This window comes from Actinomyces viscosus (genome assembly GCF_900637975.1).
In the GTDB taxonomy this organism is placed as follows: domain Bacteria; phylum Actinomycetota; class Actinomycetes; order Actinomycetales; family Actinomycetaceae; genus Actinomyces; species Actinomyces viscosus.
Genome location: NZ_LR134477.1, coordinates 1982645 through 1996845, shown reverse-complemented (window position 1 = coordinate 1996845; position 14201 = coordinate 1982645). Strand labels below are relative to the sequence as shown.

Genomic DNA, 14201 nt, shown 5'->3' with positions numbered 1-14201 from the left:
TGGCCGCTGGTGGCCGGTGAAGAGTATCGTGGGAGGCAAATTCTGGGCAAGTATTGTGGTGTACCAGTCAACGGCTTTGAAGACGTTATAAGAATGTCATAGAAGCGTTACGAAAAAGAAATTATTGGTGAAACAAAAGGGTTGTCGTTATTTATCTGATCATTTAATGTGCCTTATGCGGCCGCCTGTCGGTGAGTGGGACGGTGAATTGTCGCCAAGAGTGTTCTGGTGCTTTGTCCTGGAATACCTCGGGAGGTGTCCGGTGCGACGGAGGACGGTGATGTGAGAATCGTTTGTGGTGAGGTGCTCAGGGGCTCGCCGTCGCTGCCGACGGCTTCATTACTGTTACTGCAGTCGGTTCAAGGGTGCTCTTCAGGTGGGCTGCTTGATGAGGGCTGTCGGACGCCCTCTCGGTCATCCAGTCTCACTAGAAAGCGCGCCCGGTGACCGCCGTCGAGCTCGTCCTCTGGGGCAGGGTGTGTCAAGGGTGTGCCAGTGGTCGGGTGGTGCAGGAGCCGTCGAGGGTGAGTGTCAGTCCCGGTGCAGCGAGGGTGGGTTGCTTTCGCTAATGGTACCATGATCTGGTACCACTAGCGAAAGAGGGGTGTTCCTGTGTCCATCAGTGCAAGTGAGGCTCGCAAGACGCTGTACCCGCTCATCGAGCGGGTCAATGCAGATCATGACGCTGTAGAGATTGTTTCGCGTAAGGGCGCTGTTGTTCTTATGCCTGCCGACGAGTACGCCGCCTGGCAGGAGACCGCCTACCTGTTCCGGTCGCCTGAAAACGCGCGACGCCTTCTCGACGCCTACGACCGGGCTCGTTCGGGCCGTACTGAGACCCATGATCTCGACTGGGAGGACTGATGCGTCTCGTATGGGACCCGTCTGCTTGGGAGGACTACAAGCATTGGCAGACGACGGATCGTCGGGTCCTCAAACGAGTCAACACACTCATTGGTGCAGCTCTTCGCGACCCCTTCGGTGGCATCGGCAAACCCGAACAGCTCAAGTACGGCGCCTCGGGCGCATGGTCGCGGAGGATCAGTGACGAGCACCGTCTTGTGTATCTCGTTGTTGGCGATGACCTGGTGATTCTTCAGGCTCGCTACCACTACTGACAAGGAAGATGTTTCCTCAGCGCTGAGAGCCCGCACCGGCTCGCTCTGCTGTGCCACGGACTTGCGTGGCACGATGTTCTCGAGCTGCTCTCGCAGCGCTCTGCGCTTAAGCCGCAGCTCGTAGTGGGTCTGCCGGCTCATCCAGAGCTCAGCCGATGTGCCGAAGTACCTGGCAGTCTCACGGCCGTGTCCGCCGTCACGCCGCATTAGCTGTGCACGATAGCCTTAGGATCCGCGCCGTAATGCATGAAGGCGAGGGGCAGGACGCACCGGCGTTCTGCCCCTCGCACATCATTCAGGCATCAGCCTGAACGCGACTCTCACTCGGTCCGGGCGCGACGAATGCGCAGGACCAGGTAGCCCCCAGCGGCCGCTGCGGCAGCGACACCAAGAACCAGCAGCGCGTTGGTACCCGTCCGCGACAAGCCGTTCCTCGACGTCGCCCCGGTCACCGAGGTGCTGGGCCTACCCGCCCCGCCGGTCGGCTGCGCCATGGCACCGTCGGAGGGCCGATCAATCTCATCGGGCTCCGTACTCGGTCCCGACGTCGCCGACGAGGACTGACTCGGCGCCGGGATAGCACTCGACGAGGGCTCAGGCGAAACGCTCGGCTCACTGCTCGGCGCCGTGGTGGGCTCCGGTGCGGGCGCAGTAGTCGGCTCGCTGGTCGGCTCGGCGCTCGGGGCTGCTGACGGCGTCGGGCTCGGGCTCGGCTCCGGGCGCGGCTGGCTGCACTGGTCGCCCACCCAGCCCATCGTGAAGTTGCGGTACCAGATGCCGCCGTAGTTCCCGTCCTCGCTGAGCAGGCCGATGCTGCCGTCGGACTGCACCGCGATCGTCGTGTAGCCGACGAACTTCTCGTTGAAGACCCGGCCGGTCACCCAGGAGGCGCCGTTGTCGCAGGACATCGAGATGGTGCCGCGGTCGCGCGACCAGGGCCTGGGGTTCGGCGAGTGGCTCAGCAGCAGCACCTTGGCGCGCGGGTCGCTGGGGGCGGCGTTGGGGAAGGGGCGGATGATCTGGGCGTTGTCCACCGAGTCGGGCAGGTTCTTGTCGGGGACCGGCTCGCTCCAAGTCTGTCCGCCGTCGGTGGAGGTGGCCACCTTACGGAAGCCCGTGCCGTCCGAGGCGCGCGAGTTGAGCATGAGGGAGCCGTCGGAGAGCTCGACGACCTTGTTCTCGTCCATGCCGGTGCCGGTCGGCGTTCCCGCCTGCCAGGTCTGCCCGTGGTCGTCGGAGTAGACGGAGACAGCCTGCACCACCCCGTCGGCGGTCCTGATCGTGTACTGCTGCACCAAGCGACCGGCGTGCGGACCCTGGTGGATCTGGATGCCCTGGCCCGAGGCCGCGAAGCGCGCAGTCCACGGATTGTCCCTCGTGATGTCCGCGGTGATGGTGCGGTGGGTCCAGCTCCAGCCGTTGTCGGTGGAGGTGGAGACCTCGGCTTGGATGACGCTCCGGTCCTCCGGGTCGGTGCCGGCCTGTGAGTGGCCCCAGCCCTGGTCGAAGGACTTGACGTGGAAGTTGAAGATCGTGCCCGTCTGGTTGTCGACGACGTAGCTCGGGTCGGAGTAGCCGACCTTGCGCCCCGTCTCCACGCCCTGGTGGATGTAGCTCGGCGCCGACCACGTCTTGCCGCCGTCGGTGGAGCGGCGCTGGACGATGTGGTTCGGGTTGGGCGAGTCGCCGCCGTTGTTGCCGTTGTCCCTGGGGCGCTCGTCGTAGGAGACCAGCAGGTCCCCGTTGGGGGCGGTGGTGATCGCCGGGATGCGGTAGTTGTCGGTGGCCGTGTTCTCGGCCAGGTGCTGGGCATCGCTCATCGAGGCGGGAAGCTCCGTGCTCGCGTCGGGCGCCGGAGCCGGATCGGCCTTCGGGCGCTCGACGACGACACTCAGCGGCTCCCCGGTGGCGGCCAGGGTCTGGAGGGCCGCGCCGTCGGTCCCGGTCGCGGCCAAGGTGATCGACGGCGTCCAGGTGCCGTGGTCGGCGTCGGCCTGCGTGATCGTGTGGGTCAGCGGCTTGCAGTTGTAGACCGCTCCCTGGCCTGGCTTGAGGTTGCCCCAGTGGCACTGTCGGGCCAGGTCGTCGAAGGAGGAGTCGGTGGCGGCGACGTTGATGGTCTGGTCCGACAGTGAGCGGATGCGCACCGTGTAGCTGACGACGTCACCGACCGTGTAGGTCTCCTTGGGGGAGGCAAGCGTGAAGGACTCGACCTTGAGGGAGGCCGGCTTGATCTGGCTCGTGGGGCCGGTGACCGGCTCGGGCTTGTTCAGGGCCTCGCCCTTGTAGCCCACGGCCTTGACCTCGTAGGCGATCTGCGGGGTGAAGCCGCCGGCCTTGAGGTCCTCGGCCGTCACGGTGTGGGTGGCCAGACCCGTGCAGTCGGTCTTGGTGGCACCGGCCGCGACATTGCTCCAGCGGCACTTGAGGACGTTGCCAGACAGGTTCGTCGAGGCCGGGGCGAAGGAGCGGGCCTGGCCGCTGGTGTTGGTCAGCGTGATGTCGAAGGTCATGACGTCGCCGACGGCGTAGATGCCGTCGGCCGGCGCATGCGTCTGCGTGATGGTGACATCGGCCAGGCCGTCACTCGTGGGGGTGGCGTGCGCCGGTGGCGCGGCTGCGATGATGCCGGTGACGGCAAGAGCCAGCGAGCCCGCGAGGGCCGACAGGCGCCTCAGGGCGGAGGACTTCGTTGTTGTCATAGGGCTTCCGTTCGGGATAACGAGGCGACCTTGCCTCATCGGGGGAACGCCGACCGAAGATGTCTGACGTCTTACAATAAGGTAACGGATGGTTGCGATTCTGCAAAGTCGGGCGAGTCGCCGCCTCCCGAGACGGGCCTGCGGGTTGGTTGGTTGTGCTTGGCGGCATCCGGTGGGGTGGCGGTGCCGGTAGCCGTGCGGGCAGTGCCGCCAGGGCGGGGTGTCCCTGCTGCGCTGGCGCCGGCCTGACGGTGAGCTCGCGCCGGAAAGCTGCTAGTCGGGACCGGAGTGGGGAAAGGGTTCTGGTGATATCAATTCGGCTGCGTGAGCTCCGTTGGAAATCTGGCAGATCATCTCGCGTGAATCCATCTGGGGTCGACCTGTTGCGTTAACCGCGGGATGTCGGGGGAGGCCGGCGATCTCAGGCTGTGGATAAAGAATGTTATCCACAAGGCGGGAAGGCCGGATGTGCATGAATGGTGGGGTTCTTGCATGATGGTTGCATGGGAATTCGATACTACGCATATGCAGTTGAGGCGGACAGGATCGACGACGCTATTGAGTGTCCCTCGATGTTCCTGTCCTGCGATCCTCTTGCCGACGCCTGGGGAATGGAGGGCGGCGTGATGTCCGGGCCGGCCACCATGAAGCAAGTGGTCCCGAAGAGGGACATGCTCTATCTGGATAAGGCCTGGGATGAGCTGCAAGAACTTACTCGAGCTGAGAATAATGGTGGAGAATGTCGCCCTTCTTATCGCATGTTTGAAGGGAGGGTGCGCATGGTCGGGCCGGAGTGGGAGCCGTGGGTCAGAGTGCTGAGGCCTGAGGAGATGAGGGGGATCAGCTGGGATCTGAAGTTGTTGTGCCAGGAGGAGGCGTCGATATCGAAGCGCAGTCACGGGGGAGGATCTGAAGAGAGCATGTCATACCTCGTCAGATATCTTCAGGAGGCCTGCCGATTTGCTGAGGAACTTGTCGAGGACGGGCGCGGCATGGTCTACATGATTGGCTGACAAGTGTCGCATGGGCCAGTGGTCACCGGTGTTGCTGCCAACAGTTGCGGGCGGCTGGTCGTGTCGACGCCCGCTTGACTCGTGCCAGCTCAGCTAACCGGATGTGAGTGGAGGTGACGCGCGCGAATCGACGTATCTGTTGAGGTGGAGGCCGAGTCTGGGTGGGCTGGAAGCTAGGTTGCCGGTGGACTCGTCTTAGGTGCGCCTGTCCTTGTTATTGCGCTTCGGCAGGTATTAGCGTTTCCTGTGGCGGTAACGCCGGTGTGTTTCGGTGAGGAGGGTGAACAGGTCCTTGTGAGGGATGGTGAGTCTCTGAGGGACAGAGATCGTGCAGCTATTTCGAGAAGAGAAGATTGTGTACCTCTGGCGGGCGACCGGGTTCGAGCGAAGAAGTTCCTCATGTCACCCCTTCCCGAAGGGTGTGAGGTGATACAGGAGGGTCTCCGGCCCCTCTTCGTGACAGCATCCGTCCGGCTTCTCCTCCGTGCTCCGACGTCGGATCCGATGCTGCCACCCCGGGCGGACGGCGCTCCGGCGCCCACCAAAAAGTGATCTAGATTACGATCCGGGCTGTCTAATGTCCGTTCCGACGGACGAAAGTCGCACCTGCCTATAGTCTTCCCGCCACTGGACATCAGATGTCAACGATGACGTCGGCCGTGGCACGTGTCAACGAAGAAGGTGCACAACCCCATGACCACCACAGCCTCCCCGGGCAGCAAGGTCTCCTCCCCGGGCAAGCAGCCCAGCCCGCAGGCGCGCGCCGCAGCCCGACGCTACGCCACGGTCCTGGCTCTCATCGCCACCCTCGGCCCGTTCTTCTACGGCTTCGAGGGCATGGTCCTCAACGGCGCCATCAAGGCCGTCGGCAGCGAGTTCCACCTCGGTGAGCTCGCCAAGGGCGTCGCCGGCAGCGCCGGCATCATCGGCGGTCTCATCGGCGCCGTCCTGGCCGGCCGCATCTCGGACAAGATCGGCCGCAAGACCACCCTCATGTGGGTCGGCCCCTTCCTCGCCTTCGAGGCGATCTGCGGTGTCTTCAGCCCCATGCTCGGCTCCTACGGCTACCCCTTCCTGCTCCTGTGCCGCGTCATCGGCGGCATTGGCTTCGGCGCCGCCACCACCGTGGCCCCCGGCTACGTCGCCGAGATCGCCCCGGCCGACATCCGCGGCCGCCTTCTACATCATCTTCACCACCTTCATCCCCGAGTCGCCCCGCTACCTGGTCTCGGTGGGCCGCCGCGAGGAGGCCGAGAAGATCCTCGTCAAGGTCACGGCCGAGCCCGACCCCGCCGCCCGCGTCCAGGCCATCGCCGACTCCATGGGCGCCGACGGCGCCGTTAAGATGAGCGTCGGCCAGATCTGGGCCTCCCAGTGGCGCGGCCTGGTCCTGGTCGGCATGGCCATCGCCGCCTTCCAGCAGCTCACCGGCATCAACGGCGTCTTCTTCTACTCCAACACCCTCTTCGGCGCCGTCGGCTTCACCGAGGACATGGCCCTCCAGCAGACCCTCATCATCACCGCCTTCAAGGTCGTCGGCGTCGTCAGCGGCATCCTCCTGGTGGACAAGATCGGCCGCAAGCGCATGCTCATCTACGGAGGGACCATCATCTTCCTGTCCCTGGCTGTCGTCGCCACCGTCTTCACCATCGCCCCGATCGTGGACGGCAAGCCCGACATCGCCGGCAACCCGACCCTCGGCTTCATCGCCGTGGCGGCCCTGTGCACCTTCATCTTCGGCTTCACCTCCTCCTGGGGCCCCATCTTCTCCATCGTCATGGGCGAGATGTTCCCCAACCAGATCCGCGGTGGCGCCATGTCCCTGGCCTCGGGGGCCGACTTCCTGGTCAACTTCCTCGTCGTCCTGTTCTTCCCCTACCTCATCGCCTGGTCGCCGGCTGGCACCTACTGGATCTACTGCGCCTTCGGCGTCCTGGCCGTCATCTTCACTGCCCGCTACCTCCACGAGACCACCGGCACCCAGCTCGAGGACGTCGACAAGGTCGTCTCCAAGTGACCCGCCGGTCACCTACGGACCACGACGACAGAAAGGAACTCTCATGACGACGACGTCGAACCCTCAAGCCGCTCAGCCCGCTGAATCCGCAGGGCCCACAGAGCCCGCCGGGCCGGTCGAGGGCGCCCAGCCGGCCCGCCCGGGTCGGGATATCCCCGACAACGTCCGCAACGTCCTGGTCATCATGACCGACCAGCACCGCACCGACACCATCGGCTGCCTGGGCAACCCCCACGCCCAGACCCCGGTCATCGACGCCATGGGCGAGAACGGATTCGCCTTCACCAACTGCTACACGCCCACCGCCATCTGCACCCCGGCGCGCGCCTCCCTGCTGACCGGCAAGCTGCCGCGCAAGCACCAGGTCCTGGCCAACCCGGAGTGGAACATCGCCTACCAGACCGCCATCCCGCTGGGCACCTGGACCTACACCCAGGCCCTGCGCGACCACGGCTACAACGTCGGCATCGTCGGCAAGTACCACTGCGGCCCCAACCTGCCCGACCAGTTCGGCATGGACGACGACTCCTACTGGGGCGCCGAGAACCCCGTGGGCAACGAGAAGTACGTGGCCTGGCTGGAGAAGAACAACCTCCCGCCGGTCAAGGCCCACGACCTGTGGCGCGGCAAGCTCCCCGGCAACCGCGACGGGCACATCATCGCCGCCCGCCTCGACCAGCCCGAGGAGGCCACCTTCGAGCGCTTCCTGGCCGACCGCGCCATCGAGAAGCTGCGCGAGTACGCCGCCGACTGGAAGAAGGACTCCAAGCCCTTCAGCCTCGACGTGCACTTCTTCGGGCCCCACCTGCCCTACTTCCTGCCCGACGAGTGGTTCGACCTCATCGACCCCGAGACCGTCACCCTGCCGGAGAACTTCGGGGACTCCCTCATCGGCAAGCCCCCGATCCAGCAGAACTACGCCACCTACTGGTCGACGTCGTCGTTCACCAACGAGCAGTGGAAGAAGCTCATCGCCGTCTACTGGGGCTACGTGGCCATGATCGACTTCGAGATCGGCCGCATCATGGACGTGGCCCGCGAGCTCGGCGTCCTGGACGACACCGCCGTCTTCTTCTGCGCCGACCACGGCGAGTTCACCGGCTCCCACCGGATGAACGACAAGGGCCCGGCCATGTACGACGACATCTACAACGTCCCCTTCATCGCCCACATCCCGGGCGTGTCCACGGTGGGGCGCTCGGACGCCTTCACCTCGCTCATCGACCTTCCGGCCACCGTCCTGGACATCGCGGGACTCGACCCCTCCCTGGTGGAGGACGGCCGCTCGATCGTCGACCTCACCCGGGGCCAGGAGGTGCCCGACTGGCGCGAGAACATCGTCTGCGAGTTCCACGGCCACCACTTCCCCCTCCAGCAGCGCATGCTGCGCACCCGGGACTTCAAGCTCGTGGTCAACCACGAGTCCATCAACGAGCTCTACGACCTGCGCGTGGACCCCGCCGAGATGAACAACGTCTACACGGTGCCCGTCTACGACCAGATCCGCCGCGAGCTGGCCACCGAGCTCTACCGACAGCTCCGCGAACGCGGAGACCACTCCTTCGCCAAGTGGATGGCGGCGATGACGGACTTCGACATCCCGCTGGTCAACACCGCGCGAAGCGACCTGGACAAGGTGCTCAGCGACTGAAAGCCGGTCTCGACCGCCCTCAGTCGCCTTGCGGCACCTTCGACGCCGATCCCCGGCGGGCCCACTTCCCTGCACCGGGCCCGCCGGGAACGGTGGAACCGTCGCTGCCACCCGAGCGGCACTCGATCATCTTGACCATCCCGACCACCACGCCCAGCACGACCTGACCGACACACCCTGACCGACACAGCCTGACCGACACGAGGAGGATGCGACATGGACTACCTGGCCACCCTGGCCCCCTCGAGCCTGGAGGAGAGGATCGTCCAGGCCCTGGCCTCCGGCCCGGCCACGCGCAGCGAGCTGTGCACCCGCCTGGACGTCTCACGCACCGTGCTGGGGCGCGCCCTGACGGAGCTGCGCCAGGACGGGGCCGTGCGCGTCGTCGCCTACCGCTCCCACGAGGAGGGACGGGGCCGGCCCGTCGAGCAGCTGGGCCTGGCCGAGCGCATCGCCTGCGCCGTCGGCCTCCACATCTCCCGCACCGCCGCCGGCGGCATCGTCCTGGACCGCAAGGGCGAGGTCCTCGCCTCGGTCCTGACCCCGCTGTCCTTCACCGGCTGGCAGGAGCCGCTGGACCAGCTGTGCCGGGACCTCAAGGACAGGGCCGACGACGACGGCGTCGACATGTCCTACGTCTCGCGCATCGGCGTCGGCCTGCCCGTCCCCGTGGGACAGGGGACCGGCCCGGGAACCGCCCTGGGGGAGGACCTGTTCAGCTCCGTGGAGCAGATCGTCTCCCCCTACTGGAGCGGCTCGCTGCTCGTGGACAACACGATCCGCATGACCGCCCTGGCCGAGGCCCGGTGGGGCGCGGGCCAGGGGGCGCCGGAGCAGATCTACGTCCACCTCGGGGGAGGAGTGGGCGCCTGCGTCATCGTCGCCGACCGCATCGGCGGCGGCAGCACCGGGTACGCCGGCGAGCTCGGGCACGCCACCGTCCCCGGTGGGACGCGCCCCTGCCAGTGCGGCAGGACCGGCTGCCTGGAGACCCTGGCCTCGGCCCCCGCCGTCGTCGAGATCGCCGGGGCCAAGGACCTCGCCGAGCTGCGCCGGATGCTCGACGACGGCGCCCCCGCCGCGCGCTGCGCCCTGACCGAGGCCAGCCGGGCCGTCGCCCAGGCCTGCGCGACGGCGGTGCTGCTCATGAGCCCGGGCCGCATCGTCGTCGGCGGCGAGCTCGTGGCCGCCTGCCCCGAGATCGTCCCCCAGATCGCCACCGAGATCGCCGACCGCCTCGTACCGGGGACCGGATGGTCCGTGGAGGTCGTCGCCGCCGGTCTCGACGCGCTCGGCCCGGCCCGCGGCGCCGCCGGGGCCGCCGACTCCTACGTGACGGCCTGCCTGGAGGAGGCCAAGCGCCGCCAGAGGAGCTTCGGATGAGCACCGTGGCCCTCCCGATGCCCACGGTCCGCCCGGCCCACCCGGACGAGGCCGCCTCGTCGGGGCCGGGACTCGCCCCGACCCCGTACCTGGATGCGACGGCCCTGCCCGAGGCGGACCCCGCAGCGGGGCCGCTGAGCCGACGCCGCCTGCCCCTGTCCGTCGTCGCCAAGCCGACCGGAGCCGCCTGCAACCTGGACTGCCAGTACTGCTTCTTCCTGTCCAAGGAGCTGCTCTACAACATCCCCCGCCAGCTCATGAGCGAGGAGACCCTGGAGCGCTACGTCGCCGAGTACCTGGCCGCCAGCGCCGACGGCGAGGTCACCATGCTCTGGCAGGGCGGCGAGCCGACCCTGCGCGGACTGCCGTTCTTCCGCCGGCTCATCGAGCTGTGCGAGACCTACCGGCGCCCCAGCCAGAAGGTGGTCCACGCCCTGCAGACCAACGGCACCCTCATCGATGAGGAGTGGGCGGCCTTCCTGGCGGACAACGACGTCCTCGTGGGCCTGTCCATGGACGGGCCGCCGGCCATGCACGACGCCTACCGGCTCAACCGCGGCGGGCGCGGCACCCACTCCATAGTGCTGCGCGGCTGGAAGCACCTCGTGGCCGCCGGCGTGCGCCGCAACATCCTGTGCACCGTCCACGCCGCCAACCAGGACCACGGCGCCGAGGTCTACCGCTACTTCCGTGACGAGCTGGGCGCCACCCACCTGCAGTTCATCCCGATCGTCGAGCGGGTCGAGCCCGAGCAGCTGGCCGCCGCCGAGGCCGGCTGGCGCACCGACACCGGTGCCCGCCTCCTCTACCGCCAGGCCGGCAGCTCGGTGACCTCCCGCAGCGTCGACCCCCAGGCCTACGGCCGCTTCCTCTCGGAGATCTTCGACGAGTGGGTGGCCGCCGACGTCGGCCGCGTGTTCGTCCAGGACTTCGACTCGGCGCTGTCGGCGATGTTCGGCATCCACCCCACCTGCGTCCACGCCCCCGAGTGCGGCAACAACATGGCCATGGAGTTCAACGGGGACGTCTACGCCTGCGACCACTGGGTCGAGCCCGAGTGGAGGCTCGGCAACGTCACCGACGAGCCCTTCGCCGACCTGGCCGGCACCCCCACGATGCAGCGCTTCGCCACCAAGAAGAGCGCCCAGCTGACCGACCAGTGCCGACGCTGCCCCGTGGTGCAGCTGTGCTGGGGAGGGTGCCCCAAGGACCGCTTCACCCGCTCGGTCGACGGCCAGGAGGGCCACAACTACCTGTGCGCCGGGTACGGCGCCTTCTACTCCCACATCACGCCCGACCTGCTCGCCATGGTCCGGCTCCTGGGGGCGGGGCGCGCGCCGGCCGAGATCATGGACCCGGGCACCAGGCGCTCCCTGCGGCCCGAGGAGGAGTAGAGGAACGTGTCTGTGCTCACCGCCCTGGCTGTCGGGGTGCTGGTTGGCGTCGTCGTCGGCGCCCTGGGGGCGGGTGGCGGCATCCTGTCGGTGCCCGCCCTGGTCTACCTGCTGGGACAGGATCCGCACGACGCCTCCGCCGGCTCCCTCGTGGTGGTGGGGCTGACCGCGATCGTCTCCCTCATCGCCCCGGCCCGGGCCGGTCGGGTGCACTGGCGCGATGGGCTGACCTTTGGGCTCATGAGCGTGCTCGGCGCCCTCGTGGGATCCCAGGCCTCCGTGGCCGTGAACGGCACCGTCCTGCTGACCCTGTTCAGCGCGATGCTGGCCGTCGTGGGCGTGATCATGCTCGTGCGCGGGCTGCGCTCGCGCAGGGGCGCTGACGGCGGCGGTGACGGCTGCGACGGCTGCGACGGAGGGGGAGGGGCGGCCCGGCGCGGCCTGCTGGTCATCGCGGGCGCGGCGACCTTCACCGGGTTCCTCACCGGCTTCTTCGGGGTCGGTGGCGGGTTCATCGTTGTGCCGATGCTCGTGCTGGCTCTGGGTTTCCCGATGAAGGAGGCTTCTGGGACCTCGTTGCTGGTCATGATTATCGCCTCCGCGGCCGGCCTGGTGGCGCGGGTGGGGACGCACTCGAACGTGGACTGGCCCGTGGTCCTGGTCTTCGCCGCGGCCTCGATGGCGGGCGGGCTCCTCGGTGGTCCGTTGACGAAGCGGGCCTCGGCGGCGACGCTGACGACCGTCTTCGGCGTCCTGCTCCTGGGCGTGTGTGCCGTGACCGCCTACGACCTCCTGACCGCCTGAAGACACTGTGAATGAAGGATAAGACGCGTTGCCGCTACTAAATCCGTGTGTTTACTAAGCCACTTGAACTCGCTGATCGCCTGTCACATACTCAATCGCCAGGTCCCCACCAACCGCCTCCAGGTATCTGCGGATAGTGCCGATCTTCGAGTCGTCAAGGTCGCCGCGTTCGATCTTTGAGACCTGCCGCTGACCGACTCCGATGCGATCCGCTAACTGTGCTTGAGTGAGTCCGGCCTGCTCGCGCAGCTCGCGTAAGCGGTATGCGCGGATCTCGGTGCGCATGCGCTCTTTGTGGGCCTCGATCTGGTCTCGGCTCACCGGGTGGGTGTCTAAGAACTCTGTAATTGTCATGGGCATTGTGGCTACTCTCCTCTCAGTGCGTGCAAGTGCTTGTCGAACAAGTCATCGGCTATGGGGATGTTTTGCTTGTCTCAGGGGGCGGCCGAGGTGAGGTCCTTGTTCTTCCAGCAACTCGATGGCCGCGACCACCTGCGCCTGTGAGCTGCTGTCCAGTGAAGCCAGCCACGCTGCAACCAGCTCGATGTCAACACTCCGCACGCCGACATCTTAGCACCTGCAGGGTCTAAGAGCGGAGTGCGCTCGGTACGTCTACCTGTTGTCTGGCAGCATCGGTGGCATGAGCAACGAGTCGGCATCCGAGCAGACCAGCACCTACGACGTCGTCGTCATAGGTGGCGGGCCGGCGGGGGAGAACGTCGCCCAGTACGCCACCGAGGGCACCGACCTGACCGCAGTCCTCGTCGAGGGGGAGCTTCTGGGCGGTGAGTGCTCCTACTACGCCTGCATGCCCAGCAAGGCCCTCCTCCTGCCCATCGAGGTCGCGGCGGCCTCCGCGCACCTCGGCGGGCTGCGCCCCGCCGAGCTGTCCGCACCGGATCTGCTCGCGCGCCGAGACGAGTGGGTCTCCCGGTACGACGACTCCGGACAGGTGTGCTGGGCCGAGAGCGCAGGCATCGACGTCGTCCGTGGATGGGCGCGCCTGGCGGGTCCTCGGCGGGTCGCCGTCCAGACCCCCGAGGGTGAGCGCGTGCTTCAGGCCCGGCGCGCCGTCGTGCTGGCCACCGGAGCGCAGCCCGTCGTGCCCGCGCCTCTCCAGGGCCTCGAGGCCTGGGGGTCGCGCGACGCCACCGGCGTGCAGGAGATCCCGCGGCGGCTCATCATCATCGGCGGCGGGGTCGTCGCCTGTGAGGCCGCCACCTGGATGTCCGCCCTGGGTAGCGACGTCACCATGCTGGTGCGCGGCCCCCGTCTCCTGTCGGGCGCCGAGGTCTTCGCCTCGCAGATCGTCGAGGAGGCGCTGGCGGCCCGCGGCGTCACCGTCATCACCGACGCCCAGGTGGCCGGCGCCGAACGGGTGCAGGCGCGCGACACCGGGCTCGGCCGCATCCACGGCGGCACCGTGACGGTCACCTGCGCCGGCCGAAGCATCGAGGCCGACGAGATCCTCATCGCCACCGGCCGCCGCCCCCTCCTGGACGGCATCGGCCTGGAGACCGTCGGCCTTGCGCCCGACGACGTCCTGGCCGGTCGCCTGCCCGACTGGCTCTACGCCGTCGGCGACGCCAGTGGGGAAGCGCAGCTGACCCACATGGGCAAGTACCGGGCGCGCGTCGTGGGGGAGCGCATCGCCGCCCTCGCGGCCTGCCGTGAGCCTGAGCCGGTGGTCGAGGACGTTCCCGTCCCCCAGGTCGTCTTCACCGACCCCCAGGTCGCCGCCAGTGGCCTGACCGAGCAGCGGGCTCGCGACGCCGGGTACGACGTCGTCACCGCCCAAGTCGGTTACACCTCGGCCGCCGGTGCGGCGCTCCTACGCGACGACGCCCACGGTGAGGCCAAGCTGGTCGTCGACCGCCAGACCGGTGCCATCCTGGGGGCAACCTTCGTCGGCCCCGGTGCGGGCGAGCTCATCCACGCCGCCACCATCGCCATCACCGCCGGCGTTCCAGTCCGCCGGCTGCGCCACGCCGTACCCGCCTACCCCACGGCCAGCGAGATCTGGCTGCGACTCATCGAGTCCCTTCCCAGCGAGGTCCTTCACCGTCCCGGTAAGGGGTGACGTCGAGGTCCCAGGGCGTGACTGAGGGACAATCGGTGC

At 67.5% G+C, this 14201-nt stretch carries 10 protein-coding genes and 1 pseudogene; 9 read left to right on the top strand and 2 right to left on the bottom strand.

Annotation, left to right across the window (positions count from 1 at the left end; translation table 11 throughout):
• The first annotated feature begins 612 nt into the window (after window positions 1-612).
• Both EL340_RS08550 and EL340_RS08545 read left to right on the top strand, forming a co-directional pair.
• A complete protein-coding gene (locus EL340_RS08550) occupies window positions 613-864 on the top strand; it encodes a type II toxin-antitoxin system Phd/YefM family antitoxin (RefSeq protein WP_126414251.1) in 252 nt (83 codons plus the stop codon).
• Entirely contained in the window at window positions 864-1118 is a 255-nt protein-coding gene (locus tag EL340_RS08545) for a Txe/YoeB family addiction module toxin (RefSeq protein WP_126414250.1), read from the top strand. Before EL340_RS08550 ends, EL340_RS08545 begins: the two co-directional genes overlap by 1 nt.
• A gap of 320 nt (window positions 1119-1438) precedes the next feature.
• On the opposite strand, the gene EL340_RS08535 is transcribed toward EL340_RS08545, so the two are convergent.
• Complete coding sequence (locus EL340_RS08535) at window positions 1439-3820, bottom strand: sialidase family protein (protein WP_126414249.1); 2382 nt, start codon at window positions 3818-3820, stop codon at window positions 1439-1441.
• Window positions 3821-4323: 503 nt separating this feature from the next.
• Between EL340_RS08535 and EL340_RS08530 the strand changes: the two genes are divergently transcribed.
• The 6 genes and pseudogenes from EL340_RS08530 to EL340_RS08505 all read left to right on the top strand — a co-directional run bounded on the left by EL340_RS08530 (window position 4324) and on the right by EL340_RS08505 (window position 12082).
• Window positions 4324-4833, top strand: a complete 510-nt coding sequence (locus EL340_RS08530; RefSeq protein WP_126414248.1) for a DUF1877 domain-containing protein — start codon at window positions 4324-4326, stop codon at window positions 4831-4833.
• Window positions 4834-5526: 693 nt separating this feature from the next.
• Window positions 5527-6850: pseudogene (locus EL340_RS08525) on the top strand (MFS transporter).
• A 43-nt stretch (window positions 6851-6893) separates the two neighbouring features.
• Window positions 6894-8501 (top strand): sulfatase family protein, encoded by a 1608-nt coding sequence (locus tag EL340_RS08520; RefSeq protein WP_197722287.1) that lies wholly within the window; start codon window positions 6894-6896, stop codon window positions 8499-8501.
• A 216-nt stretch (window positions 8502-8717) separates the two neighbouring features.
• Complete coding sequence (locus tag EL340_RS08515; RefSeq protein ID WP_126414247.1) at window positions 8718-9884, top strand: ROK family protein; 1167 nt, start codon at window positions 8718-8720, stop codon at window positions 9882-9884.
• On the top strand, window positions 9881-11278 hold the full coding sequence (locus tag EL340_RS08510) for an anaerobic sulfatase maturase (protein WP_126414246.1): 1398 nt from the start codon (window positions 9881-9883) through the stop codon (window positions 11276-11278). The genes EL340_RS08515 and EL340_RS08510 overlap by 4 nt, the downstream gene beginning before the upstream one ends.
• 6 nt (window positions 11279-11284) lie before the next feature.
• Window positions 11285-12082 (top strand): sulfite exporter TauE/SafE family protein, encoded by a 798-nt coding sequence (locus EL340_RS08505; RefSeq protein WP_126414245.1) that lies wholly within the window; start codon window positions 11285-11287, stop codon window positions 12080-12082.
• Window positions 12083-12136: 54 nt separating this feature from the next.
• On the opposite strand, the gene EL340_RS08500 is transcribed toward EL340_RS08505, so the two are convergent.
• Window positions 12137-12442 carry a helix-turn-helix domain-containing protein gene (locus EL340_RS08500; RefSeq protein WP_126414244.1) on the bottom strand — a complete coding sequence of 102 codons (306 nt, stop codon included), beginning with the start codon at window positions 12440-12442 and terminating at the stop codon, window positions 12137-12139.
• 280 nt (window positions 12443-12722) lie between these two features.
• Between EL340_RS08500 and EL340_RS08490 the strand changes: the two genes are divergently transcribed.
• Window positions 12723-14162, top strand: a complete 1440-nt coding sequence (locus tag EL340_RS08490; RefSeq protein ID WP_126414242.1) for a dihydrolipoyl dehydrogenase family protein — start codon at window positions 12723-12725, stop codon at window positions 14160-14162.
• Window positions 14163-14201 lie beyond the last annotated feature (39 nt).

Bases quoted from the DNA above. Each gene is read 5' to 3' on its own strand.
- EL340_RS08530 (WP_126414248.1), top strand. From the start codon at position 4,324: ATGGGAATTCGATACTACGCATATGCAGTTGAGGCGGACAGGATCGAC.
- EL340_RS08510 (WP_126414246.1), top strand. From the start codon at position 9,881: ATGAGCACCGTGGCCCTCCCGATGCCCACGGTCCGCCCGGCCCACCCG.
- EL340_RS08535 (WP_126414249.1), bottom strand. From the start codon at position 3,820: ATGACAACAACGAAGTCCTCCGCCCTGAGGCGCCTGTCGGCCCTCGCG.
- EL340_RS08520 (WP_197722287.1), top strand. From the start codon at position 6,894: ATGACGACGACGTCGAACCCTCAAGCCGCTCAGCCCGCTGAATCCGCA.
- EL340_RS08545 (WP_126414250.1), top strand. From the start codon at position 864: ATGCGTCTCGTATGGGACCCGTCTGCTTGGGAGGACTACAAGCATTGG.
- EL340_RS08515 (WP_126414247.1), top strand. From the start codon at position 8,718: ATGGACTACCTGGCCACCCTGGCCCCCTCGAGCCTGGAGGAGAGGATC.
- EL340_RS08500 (WP_126414244.1), bottom strand. From the start codon at position 12,442: ATGCCCATGACAATTACAGAGTTCTTAGACACCCACCCGGTGAGCCGA.
- EL340_RS08490 (WP_126414242.1), top strand. From the start codon at position 12,723: ATGAGCAACGAGTCGGCATCCGAGCAGACCAGCACCTACGACGTCGTC.